Below are 19963 nucleotides of genomic sequence, written 5' to 3'. Positions count from 1 at the left end.
TTACCTCTTAATTGTTAGCTTTTGCTGCTTTTGCTGCTGCTTTTGCTTGCGCAAGTTCTGCGCTATATTTTGCTTTAATTTCAGCAGCTTTTGTTTTAAATTCAGCTTTTTTACTTGCAATAGCTGACATTTTTTCAGCACGAACTTGTTTGTAAGTTGCTAATTTTGATTGTTGTACTGATTTGATTGATTCTTTTTTAGATACAAACTCTGCTTTAATTGCTTTAATTTGTTCTTTTAAAGCCGCTTTTTCGGTTTGTTTGTTGATTGTATGATCTTTGTCATCCATCATTCTTTCTGCTAATTCATATTTTAATTCATTAATTCTTCTTGGTTGTTCTCAAGCTTCTTGTTTTACAAGATTTTTTGATTCTCCCATTTCTTTATATCTATCTGCTTTGAAGTCATAGAATGCAACTTTTGCATCTGCTATAGCTAAGTTTCAGTTTTTTCTGATATCTAGAATTGCTGAGTTAGATAATTTATTTTCTCAGAATCTATTTTGAGCTTCTGCATTACCATATGCATATTCTCCACCAGCTTTAATTCTTTCAACTTTATCTTCTAATTTAACAGTTGCTTTAAAGTATGGGTCTCTGAAGAATCTCATTTGTTTTTGATATTCTTCCATATCAATAATTCTGATTTTTTTGAAGTAACGACTGTTGTCAATTAATATGAATGGGAAGTAAATTCCAAATGATATTGCTAAGTTGATTATTGTTAAGACGAATGCCCATCCACCTTGTCTATAGTAAGTTAGTGGACCTGCAATCCAGAATGGTGTTGTCCATGGCACAGTAATTGCTGCATATCCAACCAAGTTTAATGCTTGTGGTGAGAATAATCATGCCATAAATATATTAACCATAGGTGCTGCAACAAATGGTGCGAAGTATACTCCATTTAAAACTAATGGAAAACCAAATGTAATTGGTTCATTAATCTGGAACACACCGGGTGCAGTTGAGTAAATACATATTTTTTTGTTATCTTGTCTTCTTGAGAATACTAATGTACCTAGAATCAAGGCAAATGAAGCTCCTGATCCCCCTAGGTTCATAAAACAGTCAAATATAGGTGAGGCAAATACCCCCATTTGTCCAGTAAGAACTGCTTGATCGTATCCTAATTGTGCTACTAATGTTGAGTTAATAGTAAACATCATTGATCAAATTGGAAGGAATGCTCCATTAACAACATTTGATCCATGAACCCCAAAGAATCATAGGAATGAGATAAAGAATGCATATGCTAATGCTAATGCTAAACCTCCTTGTGATCCTTGAGCGAATGTTAATAAGAATGTTACAAAGAATTGATAAACTGCTGCTGATAGACCAAACTGGTCATAGTTTACAGATACAGCACTATATGTATTGAACATCATTAATTCATTTATATTTTCAACATTTCCTATAAATGCAGATGTTGCTCCTGAATCAAAGCTATAAACTTTACCTGCATCAACCCCTGACATTACTGTCATTAGTGATGAGAATAAAGATTGTTGATCTTTTGATCCCAAATTTCCATAAATATCTTTTAAATGTTCAAACAAGTATCTAATTTTTTCATCATCAGTTCCTTGTTTTGCTGCTGCTTGGAATGCATCTCTAACTGCATCAATTTGTGAGAAATTTGATCAGTTACCTGCTTTTGCAGCATCTCAGAATTTAGTAGTATCATCATTGATTGCACCATATTGATTTATTCATGCAAGTCAACCTTCTGCACTATCTATTTTTGAGTTTTCAGAAGCATGGACTCTAAATGTTTCTTGATCAATGTATGCAGGTATTATAAATATTAAGTTACCTGCAGCCATTATTAATAATGTCAGCATAAATGGTAGAAACACCGCAAATGATTTACTTACACTTGGTGGTACTCCATCTGGTAATTTAATATATAGTGCTCTCACACTAGATAATTTTACAAATATTTCTGTTGATATAGCTCCAAATATAATTGCTCCAATTAATCCGGCAGCACCTTGGTAGAATCCTATGTTCCCCATTGTAGTTGCTAAGAATCCCATTGTAGAAGCAAATCCACCAATAACAGGTGTTTTTAAGTTTCTGTTTAAAGAAATATAATATCCAAAAACAAATGAGAATCATATTGAAGTCATACCAATTGTTATTGTGTTCAAGTTGTTAAATACTGTCGCACCAATTAAGAAAGTTTTATATCAACCTTCATTAAGTGGATTTTGAATAAATTTAGTAATTGCATCATTACTTAATTCAGGGTGAGCTATTTTAACAAATAAACCTAGTACCGATACATATCCACTACCACCACCAGCAAATACTATACTACCTAAAATTAATCCAAGTGATCCAGTAATTGTAAGTGGAAGCAATGTACCAAAAGCATCACGCATTGATGCTAGGTGGGTTTGTGAACCTAATTTACCCATAGCAGGAATGAATTTATTTTTAAATCATGCCTTAGCTTTGGAATCAGGTCTGTTTACAATCTCGTTTGTACCCATTGCTTTTCCTCCTTTTAATTATTCATTCTATTTTTTAATTGTTTGATACAAAAAGGGTAGTTTTAAAATAAATTAAAACTAGTTGTTCTAAAAACTTAAACCCGCCTTTTTTGCCATATCTTGAGCCATTTTAATAGCATCAGGACCTTTTGCAACGGCATAAATCTGAGGTGGAATAACTTCTACAGGTTTATCTGTTACGGCTTGAAGTTCTTTTACTGCAAATCCCATTTGAGGACCTACCATTACAACATCTCATTTATCTAGCTCCATTTTGGCTTGCGCAATTGACATCGCTTCAATTTTACATTCAAAACTTTCTCTTCTAGCAGCAGCTTGCATTTTTGATACAAGCATACTAGTAGACATACCTGCTGAACAACATAATAATATTCTTAACATTTTTCTAACTCCTTTCTTAATAATTATAGAACATTTTCTAAGAATTTCAAAATTTTTCAAAAAAAATTTCTAAAATTTGAAATTTTTTCACTTTTAATCTTTAAAAAAATATTAAAATAAAAGTATTTCACTTAGATATTTGTAATTATTATTGGTAAAATTTTTTAATTAGATTAGTATTTGTTTGATTTTATACCAAAAAAATATAATAGTTTTTTTATTTTAGTAAAACATTTTTTCAAATAAAAAAAATTTGGCTAAGCCAAATTTTTAATTATTAATTAAACTGTTAGTTCTTTTATTGATTCATTTCTAACAAAAAGAATTTTTTCTCCTTTTTTGGCACCTCATGATTTTGCTACCTCAATAATTGCTTTTTCATCTTCTAAAAACTTATCAAAATCTTCAACTTTATTCATAAACACTGAGTGTCATACTCCAAAAGCAGTTCATAAAGAAGGGTTTGCACTTACTCCTAAAATAGTTACATTAGGTCTAAATTTTGAGATTGTTTTTAATAATTCACCAGTTCTTGAAGCAACTACAGCAAATTCATAATTTCCTTCAAAAGCAGTGTTTGCAAGTTGGTTTGCTATTTCTGCTCTTTTTCCACTTGTTGTTTTACGTGCATTTTCTAATTGTTTTTCGTAGTACAACTTAGTGTAAAATTCAATTTCTGCTCTTTTATTAATTGTTGCCATTGTTTCTGTTGTGATAAATGGATAATCTCCATTTGCTGATTCACCACTTAACATTGTTGCGTCTGCTCCAAGTTCTGTTGCATAGTACACGTCAGTAACTTCAGCTCTTGTTGGTTGAGGATTATCTGTCATTGATTCTAGCATTTGAGTTGCAACTACTACTAATTTACCTTTTTCTCTACATTTTCTAATAATAACTTTTTCTCAATATGGAACTTCATAGTAAGGAATTTCTAATCCTAAATCACCACGAGCGATCATAATTCCATCACTTTCAGCTATTATTGAATCAATATTATCTATACCAATTTGTGACTCAATTTTTGAAATGATTTGAATATGTTCTGCATTTTCTTCTTTTAATATTTTTCTTATTTCTTTTACATTGTCAGCAGTATTTACAAATGAAGCTGCAATATAGTCTATTCCGTTTTTAATACCAAATTTTATATCATTGTAATCTTTTTCAGCTAAGAAAGGTAATGTAAAATCAACACCTGGTAGGTTAACACGTTTGTTTGTTTTTACTAAGTGATGGTTAAATGCTTTACACATAACAATTTTTTTATCTTTATCAATGCTTGTAACATGCATTGTTAATTTTCCATCATCAACTAAAACTACATCTCCAACCTTAACATCTTGACTCATGTCATATGACATTTGTAATTCAGTTGGACCACATTCTCTTGAAGAGAATGTTTCAGGATCTGTATAAACAGTTACATCAGTACCTGCTTTAATTTCTTGTTTTCCATCTTTCATTTTACCAACACGAATTTCTGGACCTTTTGTATCCAAAAGAATTGAGATAGGTTTTTTGATTTCTTCTCTCAGTTCTTTAACTCATTCAATTCTTTCTCCATGCTCTGTGAAGTCAGCATGAGAAAAATTCAAACGAATTGTTGTCATTCCATTTTCAAATAATTCATTTAATGCTTCTTTAGAGTGAACAGATGGACCTATTGTTGTAATAACTTTGGTTCTTTTTACTTTATCTTTTAAGTTATAAATCTTCATATATTTTCCCCTTTATTGTTTAACACTAAAAATTATATCACTTTATAAAACCTATAAACAAAAAAAATGGGTAATTCCCATTTTTTTAAACTGTATGAGTCTTAATATCTTCAGATTTAACAATTAAGATTTCTTCACCTTTTTTAGCACCTCAAGATCTTGCAATCTCTGCTGCTAATTTAGGATCAGCCACAATCTCATCAATACTTTTCACTTTATTCATAAAGATTGAGTGTCATGCACCAAATGCATTTCATAATTTCATATCTTCACATACACCTAAAATTGTAACATTAGGTCTAAATTTTGAGATTGTTTTTAATAATTCACCAGTTCTTGATAATACTATTGCAAACTCATATTTACCGTTTCTTGTAATATTGGCTAATTCGTCTGCAATTAAAGCTCTTTTTCCTTTTGATGAACTTCTTGCAATTTCAAGTGCTCTATCATAATATATTTTTCCATAAAAACTTAGTTCAGCGCGTTTATTGATTGTTGCCATAGTTTCAGTTGTTATAAAAGGATAAATCCCGGCAGCTGATTCACCACTTAACATTGTTGCATCTGCTCCAAGTTCTGTTGCATAGTATACGTCAGTAACTTCAGCTCTTGTTGGTTGAGGGTTGTCTGTCATTGATTCTAACATTTGAGTTGCAACAACACAAATTCTTCCCAGTTTTCTACATTTTCTTATTATTTGTTTTTCTCAATATGGAACTTCATAGAAAGGAATTTCTAATCCTAAATCCCCACGAGCCACCATTATTCCATCACTAGCCTCAATAATTTCATCAATATTGTAAATACCAATTTTAGATTCTATTTTTGAAATTATCTGAATATGTTCCGCTTTTTCTTCTTTTAAAATTTGTCTAATTTGATGAACATTATCGGCAGTGTTTACAAATGAAGCAGCAATATAGTCAATAGAGTTTTTGGCTCCAAATCTAATATCAGAAATATCTTTTTCACTCAAGAATGGTAATGAGAAATCAACACCTGGTAAGTTAATTCTTTTGTTAGTTTTAACTTTGTGGTGGTTGAATGCTCTACAATTAACTAAACCTGGTTGAACATTTAAAACATGTAATGTTAATTTACCATCATCAACCAATATAGTATCTCCTGTTTTTAAGTCAACACTCATATCATATGAAACAGTCATTTCAGTTGCTTTACATTCTCTTTTTGCATATTCCTCAGGAGTTGTATAAATAGCAACATCTGATCCTGCTTTAATTTCTTGTGCTCCCTCAAACATTTTTCCAACTCTAATTTCTGGTCCTTTTGTATCTAAAAGTATTGAAATTGGTTTTTCTAATTCTTCTCTTAATTCTAAAACTGACTTCATTTTAACAACATGTTCTTCTTGTGAACCGTGCGAAAAGTTTAATCTAACTACGTTCATACCTGATTCAAATAGTTTTCTAATGTCATTCTTTGTACTTGTACTTGGTCCAATGGTTGTTATAATTTTTGTTCTTTTTATTTTCTTTGATAATTCGTTTGGTTCATAAAATTCTAAGTTTTTATCTAACATACTCTTTACCTCTCTTTTTAATGCTTTTAGCAAGCTGCATTTATTTTTCTTAACTCATTGTACTCATTAGATTTATCTTTTTTTGGCATATTCAAAGTTGAATCTATGTCTCTTGCAACAAGTTTATTATCACTCATTCCAACATACAACCCACCTTTCCCAGCAACCAATTGGTCAACAGCAAACATTCCCGCTGTTGTTGCTAAGTATCTATCCATAGCTGTTGGTGAACCACCTCTTTGAACGTGTCCAAGAATTGTTGCTCTAGTAACATATCCAGATGCTTTTTCTATTTTTTCTGCTAATTTATGTGCATCATACATTTTTTCAGATACTGCAACAATCACACTGCGTTTGTTTTTTTCTGCTAATTCTTTAACTTTAGCACATATTTCCTCCTCAGATAATTTGCTTTCATGTGTTGAAAATACCTCTGCACCAGTTGCTGTTGCTCCATATAAAGTTAAGTCTCCACAGCCATTTCCCATAATTTCAACAACTGCACATCTATTGTGAGATTGCATTGTATCTCTAATTTGGTCAATTGATCTTACAACTGTGTTTAACGCTGTATCAAAACCAATTGTGTAATCTGATGAAACAATGTCGTTATCAATTGTTCCTGGCAGACCAACACAATTGATTCCCATACGAGTTAATTTTTCTGCTCCTTGATAACTTCCATCCCCACCAATTACAACTAGTGCTTCAATACCCATTTCCTTAAGATTATTTACAGCAACTTGTCTAACTGACTCTTCTTTAAATTCAACAAATCTTGCTGAACCAATTACTGTACCACCTCTTGAAATAATATCAGAAGCAAAGTTGATATTAACTTTTTCGATTCATTTGTTAACTAAACCTTTGTAACCTTCTTTAACAACATAGGGCTCGATTCCCTTAGATATTGCTGCTTTAACAACAGCTGCAATAGCTGCATTCATACCCGGAGCATCTCCTCCAGATGTCAAAACTCCAATTTTTTTAATCATATAGTGCCTCCATATTGAATATTATATAACTAATATTGAATAAGGCACACAAATATACATTTTTTTTATTATTTTTGCTAATTAAAATGATTTTAAAAAATAAAAAAGTCATTTCAAATGTTCAAATATACAACTAGTAGTGATCTTGCTTTTCTTATCAAGTGCATATTTTCTTTAGGATTTAAATTTCTAAAAAGTGAGTACACTTTTGTGTATTCAATCCATAATTTTTTATAATTTTCTAAAATAACCTCATTTACGGAAGCTATTATTTTTTTATCATTTTCATTATAATGATCTGAATTTATTAAGAAAATATTATTTCTAGATCTTAAATTATATGACTCAAATTTTAAATGAGTAGAATGTAAATCGAATTTCGCATCTTCAAACAAATGCTTTACACTATCAAATTGAGTTGTTAAGAAATGACTTAAAAGTTTTTTGTAATTATTTGAAATTTCTAGAATTGTCTCAAACATTCTAACAAAGGCTGGTATTAATAATAAATGTATTGAAATTGCCCCAATTTCTACCCATACTTTATTGTCAGTATAATGTTCAAAGGTAATATACATCAAATATGTAAAAACAAGTGTTGAAATAAAACTTATTAAAATATTTAGCAATATAAAACCAACTGAGTTTAATTCAATAATTCTTTGTCCTTCAATTTTTGATTCTGATAACTGCGCTTTATAATCAAATACTTTTAAACTTTTAAAGTAATATTCAGTTGAAAATCAACCTATTATTGTAAAAGCCATAATTAAATAAGCCATACATCCTATACAAACCATATTAATAATTATTTGAACTTTTTTATTTTCTTTAAATACTAGTTGATTTAGTATAACAAATAAAAGCAATACTAAAAATAAAACCATATTTAAGATAAAGTTTCTAAAAGTTTTTTTAGATATCACATACATGCTTTTTAGCATTTTTTCATTTTCTTTTAGCAAAACGCCATTTGTTGACTCCATAAATACCTCCAATAAATATAAATACATTTTATACTATTTATTTTGTTCTAAAAATGTTTGTAGTATTAGCTTTGCGGCAACTTGGTCTTTATTAACTTTTTGTTTTTTGCGACTAAGATTTGCTTCAATCATGATTGACTTAGCCATTTTGGTAGTTAATCTTTCATCAATTTTTACAATATCATTTTTATCTATATTTTCTTTTTCTAAAAGGACTGAGATAAACTCTTCAACCATCTCAACTCTATGTCCAATACTTCCATCCATGTTTTTTGGATAACCTATCGCTATTTTTTCATAACCCTCTACTTGTAAGAGTTTTATCAAGGAATTTGCTGCTTGATCAAAATTATATTCATCAAAACGTATTGTTGAATGCGTATTTGCAAAAAAACCTTCACTGATCGCTACTCCAATTGTCTTTGAACCAATATCTAAACCTATGTATTTTGCCATATTACTCTCCTTTTTCTTTAAAACTAGTTGTTTTTTCTAAATCAGACTTTAAACTTTGTTTTTTCAAATCTTTTTTTATCATTTTATTGATAATAGTTTTAGATATTACAAACCAAAACAAGCAAATAATTAGCGAAAACAATGTGTCTGTAAAAAAGTGTGCACTTATAAATAATCTTGAAAGCAATGTTAAAAAACTCATAATACTAAAAATTGAAAATAAAGCCCAAAAGCTGATTTTTTGTCTCTTGGTTTTTGTGTTTATAAAATATAAAAAACCAAAAACACATAAGGATGAATGTACATGACCAGATGGAAAACTATTTCCTCGTACAGAAGTTGTATTTACCTGAAAAGGATAATAAAAATGACTTTTTGAATCATCAAATTCAAACACTTGATAAGGGCGAAGTCTACCAACACCTATTTTTATTATGTTTATGGTGATTAATGATAACAATATATACAAAATACAATATCCAGCCTTTTTAGCTAGCTCTTCAATATTAAAAATTTCTTTAGTAATTTTTTTTGTGTATAAAAATAGGTAAATAAAAATAATTGATAGTGCAACTAAAATCAAAATAGTGCATGAAGCAATTGATTCAACAACTAGCTGATAGTTATTGAAACTATTGTGATAATCATTATAAGTAGAATAAACCGATAAGTATAATGTTGCCAAAAAATATATAGTTGTAATGAAAACATTGATTACAACTATTCATTGTTTTGTAATTTTAGCTTGATATGTTAAACAATAAACAAGAGTAACTATTGAAATATAGATAGGAAGAACTATAACTGACATTCCATATATATTAAAAAAATATTTTATAAAACTAGTTTTGTCTTCAAGTTGTGCTGATTTAGAAAAAAAATAATTTGCTATTGTGAAGTCATAAACTATTCCAACAGCAAAAATTCCTAAAAAAATAGAAAAACTTATTGTTCAAAATATTATGTTATTTTTTTTAGTTTTAAAAAACATATTTTCACCTTTAATGATTTTACAATAAAAAAAACTCTACAAAGTAGAGTTTTAAATTAATAATTATTATTTTAAGTTGTAGAATGATTTAATTCCATCGTAAATTGCTGCATCTCCAAGCTCTGCTTCAATTTCTAATAATCTGTTGTATTTTGCAATTCTATCAGATCTTGACATTGAACCTGTTTTAATTTGTCCTGTATTTAAAGCAACTGCTAAGTCAGCGATTGTTGCATCTTCAGTTTCTCCTGAACGGTGTGAAGTAACAGCAGTTCATCCAGCTTTTTGAGCCATTTGAATTGTTTCAATAGTTTCAGTTAATGAACCAATTTGGTTAAATTTAATTAAAACTGAATTTGCTGCATGTTTTTCAATTCCTTCCGCAGTAATTTTTGGGTTTGTAACAAATAAGTCATCCCCAACGATTTGAATTTTATGTCCCATAGTTTCAACTTGCAATTGGAATCCTTCTCAATCTGATTCTGCTAATCCATCTTCAATTGAAATGATTGGGTATTTATCAACTAACATATCTAAGAAACTAACCATTTCCTTAGTTGTCATTGATCATTCTTTCCCTGTTAATTTTTCAATTTTTTTGAAGTGGTATTTTTTATCATCTTTGTATAATTCAGAGTTAGCACAATCCATTGCGATCATGATTCCATCTCTACCAGTTTTGTATCCAGCTTTTTCAATTGCTTCAACTAATAAGTCTAATGCAACTTCAACTGGAGTTTTTGCTTTGAAAGCTTCTAATGATTCTTCTTTGTATGCTCAACTAAAGTGAGGTGCAAATCCACCTTCATCCCCAACAGCAGTAATATCACCTTTATCATGTAATAGTGATTTTAATGCTTGGAATGTTTCTGAAGCTCATCTTAAAGCTTCTCTAAATGATGGTGCCCCTACTGGCATAATCATAAATTCTTGGAAGTCGATTGCACTATCTGCATGTTCTCCCCCATTAATAACGTTTAACATTGGAACAGGTAATCTTCTTGCGTTTGTTCCCCCAATGTATCTGTATAATGGAATATCTAATTCATCTGCTGCTGCTTTTGCTACTGCTAATGAAACTCCTAATATTGCATTTGCTCCTAAGTTTTTTTTGAAATCATCACCATCTAATTTACACATAGCTTGGTCAATTGCGATTTGATCGAAAACTTCCATACCAATTACTAAATCAGCTAATTTATCATTTACATTGGCAACTGCTTTTAATACCCCTTTACCATTAAAACGTTTTTTATCTCCGTCTCTTAATTCTAATGCTTCTCTTGAACCAGTTGATGCTCCTGATGGAACTTTTGCTGAACCGCGTCCACCAAATTCTGTTTCTACATCAACTTGTACAGTTGGAAATCCACGTGAGTCTAATACTTCGTGTGCTACTACTTTAACTATTTTTGACATATCTCTATTCTCCTTACCCCTTTATGATAACTCTAAAAAAAATAAATTGATTAGATTTTTTCTTGTTATTTATAGAATTTTTTTCAAAAAAACTACTTAAAAATGGAAAAAATCCACACTAGTGTGGATCATTTCTATGTTGTCTTCTTTCGTTAGAAGTAAGTCATTTTTTTCTAAGTCTAATGTCATCAGGAGTTACTTCAACAAGTTCATCTCATTCAATAAATTCTAAAGCTTCTTCTAATGTAAATTTTTTTGGTGGGGTAAGTTTTACTGAATCATCTGACCCACTTGCTCTTGTATTAGTAAGTTTTTTTCCGGTTGTTGGATTAACTTCTAAGTCATTACTTCTTGAGTGTAAACCAACTATCATTCCGTCATATACTTCAACTTGAGGTCCCACAAACAAGATTCCTCTTTCTTCTAAGTTATTTAATGCATATGGTAAAGTAACACCATTTGCCATTGACACCAGTGTCCCATTAATTCTTCCATCAATTGGTCCTTTAAATTCTTCATAACCAGTGAAAGATTTTACAAGTACACCTTCACCTCTTGTATCATTTGTAAATTCTGATTTAAATCCAATCAGACCTCTAGTTGGTACAGAGTAAGTCACCTTGTCCCTTACACCATCTGAATCCATGTCAATCATTATACCTTTTCTAATATTTAATTTATTAATAACAGTTCCTGAAAACTCTGTTGGAACATCAATAATAACTCTTTCCATAGGTTCTAACTTTTTACCATTTTCATCAATTTTGAAAACAACTTCTGGTCTTGAGATACCTAGTTCAAAACCTTCTCTTCTCATAGTTTCTATTAATACTGAAAGGTGAAGCTCACCTCTACCCAGAACTTTAAAACCATCAGCACTAGAATCACTTAATTGTTCAACTTTTAATCCCACATTAACTTCTAGTTCTTTGTCTAATCTTTCTTTTATGTTTCTTGTAGTAACAAATTTACCAACTCTTCCAGCAAATGGTGATGTATTTACTAAAAAGTTCATACTCATAGTTGGTTGTTCGATTATAATTGGTGTTAATGGGTTTATATTATTTGCATCACAAACAGTATCTCCAATTGTTAAATCTTTAATTCCAGATATTACAACTATTTCTCCAGCTTGTGCTTCTTTAACAGGAACTCTTTTTAATCCTTGATAAACAAAAACACCACTAACTTTTTCTTTATTTATTGAACCATCGTTTTTAGAAATCGCTACTTGTTGGCCTTCTTTTAAAGTTCCTTTAAATAGTCTTCCAATTCCTAATCTTCCAATAAATGAGTCATATGCAAGTGACGAAATTTGAAGTTGTGTGGGTTCTTGTGTTAATTCAAGTGGATAATTTCCTACTTGTTTAATGATTGTTTCAAATAATGGTGATAAGTCTGTTGATTTTTCATCCATTGAGTATTGAACAATACCTTCTCTAGCAACCCCAAATAAAGTAGTAAATTCAAGTTGTTCATCATTTGCATCAAGTTCCATAAATAATTCAAGAACTTCATCAACTACTTCAAGAGCTCTTTGATCTTTTTTGTCAATTTTATTTATTAGAAGAATTGGTTTTAATCCTAATTCCAATGCTTTTGATAGAACAAATCTTGTTTGTGGCATTGGCCCTTCTGCTGAATCAACCAATAGAATAACTGTATCAACAGTTTTCATAATACGTTCAACCTCACTTGAAAAGTCAGCATGGCCAGGCGTATCAACTATATTAATTTTGTAGTCTTTATACTCAATCGCACAGTTTTTTGAGTATATGGTAATACCACGTTCTCTTTCTTGATCATTACTATCCATAACCTGAGCTACAACTTCTTCATTAGCTCTAAAAACACCAGCTTGATTTAAAAAAGCATCCACCAATGTTGATTTACCTGCGTCAACGTGAGCGATAACGGCAATATTTATTATTTTTTTATTCATTTAATTTTTTCTCCTAGAATTTTGTTAACAAAAATATAGTACCAATTTTTAAGGTTAAATACAAAGAAATATTAAAGAATGTTTTAAAAACTCTATTTATATTTTGCTTTTTTCGATGAAGAAGTCATTGGAAATCACTTCAGTTTAGTTAATCAAATCGGCATTAACAAAGCAACTATTAAAAAAACTGAGCTTATTCACAATAAAACTCTTTCTATATTTGACCTTTGATCTTCATTTTTACTTATTCATCTATTCACAAAATATAAATGTACTAATGATAATGAAAAATAAACAAAAATAGTTACACCAATTATTCAATATGAAGCTTCTTCACTTAAATACATAACTCTCTCCTTATTTTCAAGGTTTTTTGGTTATACCAATAATAGAACCAACTATTATTGTTATTTGAAATGGACTACCTAAGATACCAAAACTATCTGGCAATATATCGTTGTAGCCTAACAGTATTATTGTTGAGGTTAATCCTCATATAAATAAAAAACATCCAGTAAATAAACTTACAAAAAAACCATATGTAAGTAATTTTTCGCTTTTAATCAAAAAGTATGAAACTATGCACATCGCGAGAGCAAATATATTAAATATGATTGATAAATAGGCAAAGCTCCCTAAAGCTTCAAAATAAGATGATCCTAAAAACACAATACAAAATATGATTGCAACAATCATAATTATTGGGAAGAAACCTGTTAGTATCAAACCAATTTTAGTTGTTAATCTAGCCTTATTCAAATTCATCTTCCTTTTGTTAAATTATATAAATTAATATAATATTTTTATATATTTTTTACACTTTATGTTTAAAAACAATAAACATATAATTGTTTATCAATATACTAGAAAAATTGTTTTTATCATAAGTAACTTTGTTGAAAACAAAATATGTATTTTCAAAAATATTGTTGTTTTCGATAAATTTTTTTGTAAATTTTAAAAGCATATTTTTAAAGTTTTTAGCAACTTCTAAATCAAAATTCTCATACTTTTTAGAAGACAACAACTTTTCAAAATGTAAAAAATACTTTTCACCGAATTTGAATAACTTATTGTTTTCTTTAAAGTGTTTAAAGTCTAAAAATTTAATTTCATTGAAATCATATTGTTTTAAAAGAAGATCAAAATAATCGGTTAAATCTTCAAATTCATATAACCCAATTTTTTTTACTCTATTTTCATTGTAAAAAAATAAATATAGACATCAAGCAACTGCAATAATTATTATAAATATAGAGCAAACTAAAAAAATGATTACTCTATTTGAAAAATCGTCTATTTCAAAATCTTTATACAAAAAATATAAATATAACATGTATAAAATAACTATTACGCCTATGTTCAATAATGTTGGAATTATTCTTTGCTTTCACTCTTTTTTTATAAAAAAGGGGAAACCATTTAAATTTATAGAATTGCCAAAATATTGCTTAACATTATCAATAAAGTTTATAAATAAAAATTTAGTTAAAAAATAAGCTCCATTGGAAAGAACTACAAAAAATAAATAAACAATAATATGAGTATAAATAGGTGTCATAACTAGCCTTTCAAAAAAATAAATATTTATAGTTAAATAAATATTTATTTAGTTCTTTAAAGTTTTGTAAAATATTTCTTTTGAGTCATCATTTAACATAATTGTTTCAGATTTTCTCATATCATCTTCTTCTATTAATGGTTTATATTCTTCAATTGTTATTTTATTAATTCTTTCTTCTTCAAGTATAATTTTTTCTCTCAAAAGTAAAGTAAAGTAAAACTTAGTTGAGTAATAAATAGCAAAGTTATATAAAAACACTTCATCTGCAACTTCAAATTCTCTTTGGTTATCACTATCATCTTCTAATAAATCAAGTAAATCACTTAATAAATCGTTTAAAGAATATGTCATTGGTATAACAGATTTTAGGTTTTCATTTTGAACAATTTTATCCGCCTCTTGCACCACTTCATTTTTTAAAGATTTATATTTTGAAATTATGTTTATTTCAGCTATTTCTTTTAGTAAAGCATAACTTGTAGAGTTGATTAATTGTTTAAATGCATAATCATAAAGTCTCAACTCATTATGTTTAGATTTGTTACTTAAATATATTTCACTTGAAACATCATAAATGTATTCATAGTCTGAAAAAGTATCGCAAATTGCCATCAATCTTAAAAGACAACTTAAACTATCTCTATTAACTTCTGTCTTGTTTGAAATTTCACATTGCTCAAATGCTTCTTCCATATATTGTCTGAAGTCTTCTAAATCTCTTTTTTCAAATCATCTTTTTTCTAATAGTTTTAAATATTTATTTTCAGCACCAAAAATAGATAGCAGCATATATACTTCATTTGAAATCATATCTTTTGGAATATGACTATAGTACTCTCATTCTTTTATTTGCATATTTTTACCCCTTCAGTAACTTATTCAGATAATCTAAGTAACTTATAGCTATTGCTAACATCGCTCACAAATTAACAATCATATCATCAGCTAATTCGTCTGATGAGGCAACTAATTGTTTAAAATATTCATAATCGCCATCGGGTTTAGCTAAAACTCTCTTTTCTAAATTTTTTACTTCTTCTCATAATCCTTTATTCAATAATTTATTATAATACTTATCAGGCAAAAAACTAAACTTTTTTGCTTTTTTTTCAATTTCTTTTTTATCCAAGTTATTTAATTCAAATGATGCTTTATTGGCATTTGTTACTAAAAATTTGATCAACTCAGAATCTTCACTTTTCATCCCATAAATAATTTGAAGTCAATATTCACTTGACAATGAATCTAGGGTCACCATCAATTGTCTAAAAAGATTTATTAAAATGAAATAGTCATTCGTTCCTTCGTTTAATTGCATAATAGCAGCAACTGAATCAGCTGATGATATTATGTTTGTGCATTGAATAATAAATTTTTTGTATCTTTCATTTAAAAATTTAAAAAACGCTTCTCTATTAGAAGAATAGATTTCACTAAAAGCAATTAGGTTTTCACTAAAATCTTTTACTATATCAATGATTTTTGACTTATCAAAATTTTTTATTAAGTCATTTGAAGATTTTAATAAATCATCTCAAACCTTATTAACCATGGAAATATATCCTCCTATGTTAGACCATATTTATCAAAGTACTGCTCAATAATTGTTTTAAAAACATTAATTTTTTTCATTTCATATGCTGCTTCAGGCTCACTATTAATATCTGGGTGAAATTGTTTGGCAAGTTTACGATATACTTTTTTAAATTCATCCATACTACTCATTTTTGTAATTCCAAAGTAATTGAATGCATCATTCACCTCGTCATTAAAGACCATTGTGCAAGTTTTTTCATAAAAGTCTTCCGAATTATCTTCAAAATAATTACTATTATTACTTGCAAACTCTAGTGTTTCATTATATGAAGAATAAGATTGTTCTGATGTGTAATTTCTATCATGATTATAGTTATATGTGTATTCTTCAAGTGTTAAATCAATAACTTGATCCAACATTTTACTTCAGTGATATGTGAATTCATCTCCTAAATCAACTATTTGTTCTACAAGTAAATGCTCTTTATAAGGTATTATTTCACGATCATCCATTAACATTAATGCTTTGTCAATTATTCCTTCCAAAGCATCAACACAAACCCTTTGCATTACTTCAAAAATTCTTTTTAATGGATAATCATCAATATCTTTACTTGAAAACGTAAAGTTAAAAACTTTTCAAAATTTAAATGTTGTATAGTATGTGTACTTGGTTAAGGCTGTGACTATCAAGGTTGCTCCATAACTTCCAACTCTTCTTGATAAATACTCATATGTATATTTAAAAAAACTCGTACATGGGTAAGAATCGAAGTCTTCTCTAATCCCAAATTTTTTAAATTCATAGATATAACCATCTGAAAGTCTGCTTGGAAATCTTTGATACTTAATCAAATCATCTATTTCTAAATTATAGTCTTCAATGATGATATTCATATTTTCTATAGTCCAAAAATTAACATTTTCAAAAACAGCTTTCCAACTTATAATGCTTGATTCACCTTCTGAATAGTCAAATACAGAGTTTTTTCTTGCATTACTTTTTTGAAATTTTTTAAACTCTTTTTTTCAGCCCATAAATAAGTAAACCTCTCTATGATAATTATACTTAATTCAAATTAAATTGCTACTTTTAGTAAGTTGCTATAATCTTTGTAATTAGGTAAGAACTTTTGCACGTGATTTCAAAAACTTCTTGAGTGGTTTTTGTGAACCAAATGACTTAATTCATGCACAATCACGTAATCCATCGCCACCATTGGGTAGTGAATTAATCTTATATTTAAAACGATTTTTGACTTATCAGGATAACAAATTCCTCATTTACCCTTCATTTCTTTAACTGTTAAGTTTTTAAAGTCTAAACCCATTACTTCTTTTCACATATTAATTCTTTGCAAAAAAACATCATAATATTCTAAAGACATCTTTTTGTACATATGTTTAATTGTCAATTCATCTCTATCATAAAGTTTATAAGTATCTTTCATTTTTTCGTCGGGTTCTAATCTAAAATATACAGTTACTTTTTTGTCAAATATTTTAACAAAACCTGGGTTAGATATTTCAAATTTTTTGTTTTGTTCTCTAAATTCTATGACTTTAATGATTCTGTTGATGTTTTTGTAAATTAGATGCTCGATTTCTCAATCTTGTGCCTGAACTGGAGCAGACACTATTATATTGTCATCGACAATTTTTAGTCTAATGTACTTTTGCTCTTTAAAAATTAAGTCATATTCAATTGGATAAGCTTTATAGTTTAAAACTTTTCTAATCTTTAGCATAATTCACAACCTCTATTTTTTCTGTTTAGGGATTTTTTTCACCATTTTAAGTTCTTTTTTCTTTTCTTTAAATTCTGCAATATTATCTTTAATGGTTTGTTTTTCATCAACAACCAGTTGTTTTTGTAGTTTTTTAATTTCCACTCTTAAATTTTTTGGTTCAACTTCACCAAACTCCAGTTTACCTTCTACGACTTGATTAACAAGTGAAGTTGTAGAATTATCTCTTCCATACATATCTTTAAAATTAAGTTTAAATTTTCTAATAAGTGTAGTTTCAATTGAAACAAAAATACCAATAATCGCAAATGTAACTCAAATTGATTGATAAACTATGCCCCATGCTTTGAATGGTGAGTAAGTGTCGTTTAAAGCATTATAATAAATAGTTCTAGGATCTTGAAACTCATTTATATTGTTACTTTGACCACTTGGGAAAAACTCTTTAAAGTATCAAATCAAATACATTAGCCCAACCATAAATGCTGATCAAAAAAATAAATTAAATGCATAAAATGCACGTTTTTTTCATTGCGCTTTAGAAAAGAAAGGTATTAAAAAGCCAATCAGCATGAAAAATAACATAACAAATCATATAATTGGTGTTATTATTGATGAAAAAAACTCCACAACCCTAATGTCAACTGATGGAACGGTAGCTGAACCATCTGAAGTATTTTTAAGAATATATGATAATATATAACCCAAAAGATTTCTAGTTCCAGGATCATAATAAAACATCAGAGCTATCAAAATTGGTACTATAACTCACAAGAATGTGACAACTATTCTTAAAAACAAAACAAAAAAAAGTAGTACTCTATTGGTATTTCTTGCAAAAAGATATATTTCATGCGCTTTATTTTTTATATCATCTTTAATTGCTTTGATTTTGGCTAACTTATCTTTTTTACTAGCAACTACATTTTCTTCTTTTTTATTTTGTACTTGTGATTCTTTTAAAGCTGATTGCATAATTACCCCTAACTTTTGTAATTTTACCATTTTATAAAAAAAGAATTTAGTATAAACTAAATTCTATTTTAATGAGCATCTCCTCTATCATCTTTTACTCTTCTTGATAGATATTTATAGGCACTTGTATTTAAATTATCTTTTTCTCCTGACAAAGAAGTTGAATTAATACTTTCATAATCCATACTATTTGAACCACCTTGTAATTCAGCAAGTGGATCTTCAAAATTAATTTCATTTCCATTTGCACGGCTTTGTTTATTTACATTGTTACTTGCGTTAGATTTATTTACTTGCTCATAAGAATAGGGAATAATTGTTGGAGTTTCATCTTCTAGATCATCTAAAATACCTTTTAGCTCCATACCATTCAATTGACCTGTTTTTTCAATTTCCTCAATAGCTTCATCATAACTTTTGCTTAAACCAGATTGCATCATTTGAATTTTCATTTTCAATTCTGTTGCATCTTTTAATTCAATATTACTTAGGGGTACATTCATGCCAATATTATCACCCATAATGTCAGGTTGTGATGCTGCATTTGATACCACTTGTGTGATGTTTTGTTGAATAACTGGATTCAATTTGCCTGTTAATTTAAGAACTGTTAATATTGAGTCTGAACAAATAAGTGCTATTGCTGGTATAACAAATACTACTTTGTATCAGCTAGCTTCTCCCAGTATATTATTTGGTAGTAAAGTAATTGGTAGAGCAGCTATGATCACTACAGAAATTATTAAATTAATTACTCCAAAGGCTTTACTAGCAGAGTTTTTTAAACTCAAATGTAAGATGGTTGTAAAAAGATATAGTATTGATGCAGTAAATATTATGATATTTATAACTAAAATGTTATCTGAATTAAATTTAAAATAATATCCACTACCATCATAGAATACATAAAATGCAAAAATACAATTTAATATGCACAAACCAGTTACAGCTAGAGCCATAAAAAATTTTCAAATTTTTAGTTTATCCACATTAATCATCTCACTTTCAAATATTTAGTATATTATATAATTTTGCATTAGAAATAACAACTAATAATTGACTTAAAGCTTGAAAATTAAAAAAACTTATTTATCTTAATATATCTTGTGTAAATAAGTAAATATAACAATCTTTTTTAGTATATTTTTTTCAAGTGTGTAAATAAAGATCATGAAAATTGTGACA

General features: G+C 28.5%; 19 protein-coding genes. All 19 read right to left on the bottom strand.

Going from position 1 to position 19963, the window contains the following annotated elements; all coding sequences use genetic code 4:
- Nucleotides 1–7: 7 nt before the first annotated feature.
- Complete coding sequence (locus SHELI_RS06080) at nt 8–2500, bottom strand: PTS sugar transporter subunit IIC (protein ID WP_069115924.1); 2493 nt, start codon at nt 2498–2500, stop codon at nt 8–10.
- Between the two features lie 87 nt (nt 2501–2587).
- Nucleotides 2588–2902, bottom strand: a complete 315-nt coding sequence (locus SHELI_RS01050; protein ID WP_069115923.1) for a PTS sugar transporter subunit IIB — start codon at nt 2900–2902, stop codon at nt 2588–2590.
- A gap of 281 nt (nt 2903–3183) precedes the next feature.
- Nucleotides 3184–4623 carry a pyruvate kinase gene (gene pyk / locus SHELI_RS01045; protein WP_069115922.1) on the bottom strand — a complete coding sequence of 480 codons (1440 nt, stop codon included), beginning with the start codon at nt 4621–4623 and terminating at the stop codon, nt 3184–3186.
- A gap of 85 nt (nt 4624–4708) precedes the next feature.
- The gene (gene pyk, locus SHELI_RS01040; RefSeq protein WP_069115921.1) at nt 4709–6166 is read right to left on the bottom strand and encodes a pyruvate kinase; all 1458 of its coding nucleotides are present in this window, start codon (nt 6164–6166) and stop codon (nt 4709–4711) included.
- A gap of 26 nt (nt 6167–6192) precedes the next feature.
- Nucleotides 6193–7161: a 6-phosphofructokinase gene (gene pfkA / locus SHELI_RS01035; protein WP_069115920.1), complete on the bottom strand. Its 969-nt coding sequence runs from the start codon at nt 7159–7161 to the stop codon at nt 6193–6195.
- A 92-nt stretch (nt 7162–7253) separates the two neighbouring features.
- Nucleotides 7254–8147 carry a hypothetical protein gene (locus tag SHELI_RS01030; protein WP_069115919.1) on the bottom strand — a complete coding sequence of 298 codons (894 nt, stop codon included), beginning with the start codon at nt 8145–8147 and terminating at the stop codon, nt 7254–7256.
- Between the two features lie 33 nt (nt 8148–8180).
- Entirely contained in the window at nt 8181–8603 is a 423-nt protein-coding gene (gene ruvX / locus SHELI_RS01025; RefSeq protein ID WP_069115918.1) for a Holliday junction resolvase RuvX, read from the bottom strand.
- 1 nt (nt 8604) lies between these two features.
- A complete protein-coding gene (locus tag SHELI_RS01020; RefSeq protein WP_069115917.1) occupies nt 8605–9594 on the bottom strand; it encodes a phosphatase PAP2 family protein in 990 nt (329 codons plus the stop codon).
- A gap of 66 nt (nt 9595–9660) precedes the next feature.
- Nucleotides 9661–11013, bottom strand: coding sequence for a phosphopyruvate hydratase (gene eno, locus SHELI_RS01015; RefSeq protein ID WP_069115916.1), 1353 nt, complete (start codon nt 11011–11013; stop codon nt 9661–9663).
- Nucleotides 11014–11131: 118 nt separating this feature from the next.
- Nucleotides 11132–12955, bottom strand: a complete 1824-nt coding sequence (gene typA, locus SHELI_RS01010) for a translational GTPase TypA (RefSeq protein ID WP_069115915.1) — start codon at nt 12953–12955, stop codon at nt 11132–11134.
- A gap of 92 nt (nt 12956–13047) precedes the next feature.
- Nucleotides 13048–13302: a hypothetical protein gene (locus tag SHELI_RS01005; RefSeq protein WP_069115914.1), complete on the bottom strand. Its 255-nt coding sequence runs from the start codon at nt 13300–13302 to the stop codon at nt 13048–13050.
- A 10-nt stretch (nt 13303–13312) separates the two neighbouring features.
- Nucleotides 13313–13714 (bottom strand): hypothetical protein, encoded by a 402-nt coding sequence (locus SHELI_RS01000; protein ID WP_157087559.1) that lies wholly within the window; start codon nt 13712–13714, stop codon nt 13313–13315.
- A gap of 55 nt (nt 13715–13769) precedes the next feature.
- On the bottom strand, nt 13770–14516 hold the full coding sequence (locus tag SHELI_RS00995; protein WP_069115912.1) for a hypothetical protein: 747 nt from the start codon (nt 14514–14516) through the stop codon (nt 13770–13772).
- Nucleotides 14517–14564: 48 nt separating this feature from the next.
- Nucleotides 14565–15374: a hypothetical protein gene (locus SHELI_RS00990; protein WP_069115911.1), complete on the bottom strand. Its 810-nt coding sequence runs from the start codon at nt 15372–15374 to the stop codon at nt 14565–14567.
- Between the two features lie 4 nt (nt 15375–15378).
- Nucleotides 15379–16071 carry a hypothetical protein gene (locus SHELI_RS00985; RefSeq protein ID WP_069115910.1) on the bottom strand — a complete coding sequence of 231 codons (693 nt, stop codon included), beginning with the start codon at nt 16069–16071 and terminating at the stop codon, nt 15379–15381.
- Nucleotides 16072–16085: 14 nt separating this feature from the next.
- Nucleotides 16086–17093 (bottom strand): DnaJ domain-containing protein, encoded by a 1008-nt coding sequence (locus tag SHELI_RS06075; RefSeq protein ID WP_069115909.1) that lies wholly within the window; start codon nt 17091–17093, stop codon nt 16086–16088.
- 41 nt (nt 17094–17134) lie between these two features.
- A complete protein-coding gene (locus SHELI_RS00975; protein WP_069115908.1) occupies nt 17135–17803 on the bottom strand; it encodes a M48 family metallopeptidase in 669 nt (222 codons plus the stop codon).
- A gap of 12 nt (nt 17804–17815) precedes the next feature.
- Complete coding sequence (locus tag SHELI_RS00970) at nt 17816–18778, bottom strand: hypothetical protein (protein WP_069115907.1); 963 nt, start codon at nt 18776–18778, stop codon at nt 17816–17818.
- Nucleotides 18779–18846: 68 nt separating this feature from the next.
- Nucleotides 18847–19767 carry a hypothetical protein gene (locus SHELI_RS00965; protein WP_069115906.1) on the bottom strand — a complete coding sequence of 307 codons (921 nt, stop codon included), beginning with the start codon at nt 19765–19767 and terminating at the stop codon, nt 18847–18849.
- Between the last annotated feature and the right edge of the window lie 196 nt (nt 19768–19963).

This window comes from Spiroplasma helicoides, assembly GCF_001715535.1.
In the GTDB taxonomy this organism is placed as follows: Bacteria; Bacillota_I; Bacilli_A; order Mycoplasmatales; family Mycoplasmataceae; genus Spiroplasma_A; species Spiroplasma_A helicoides.
The sequence above is the reverse complement of the archived record's forward strand: the minus strand, read 5'-3'. Positions and strand labels throughout refer to the sequence as shown.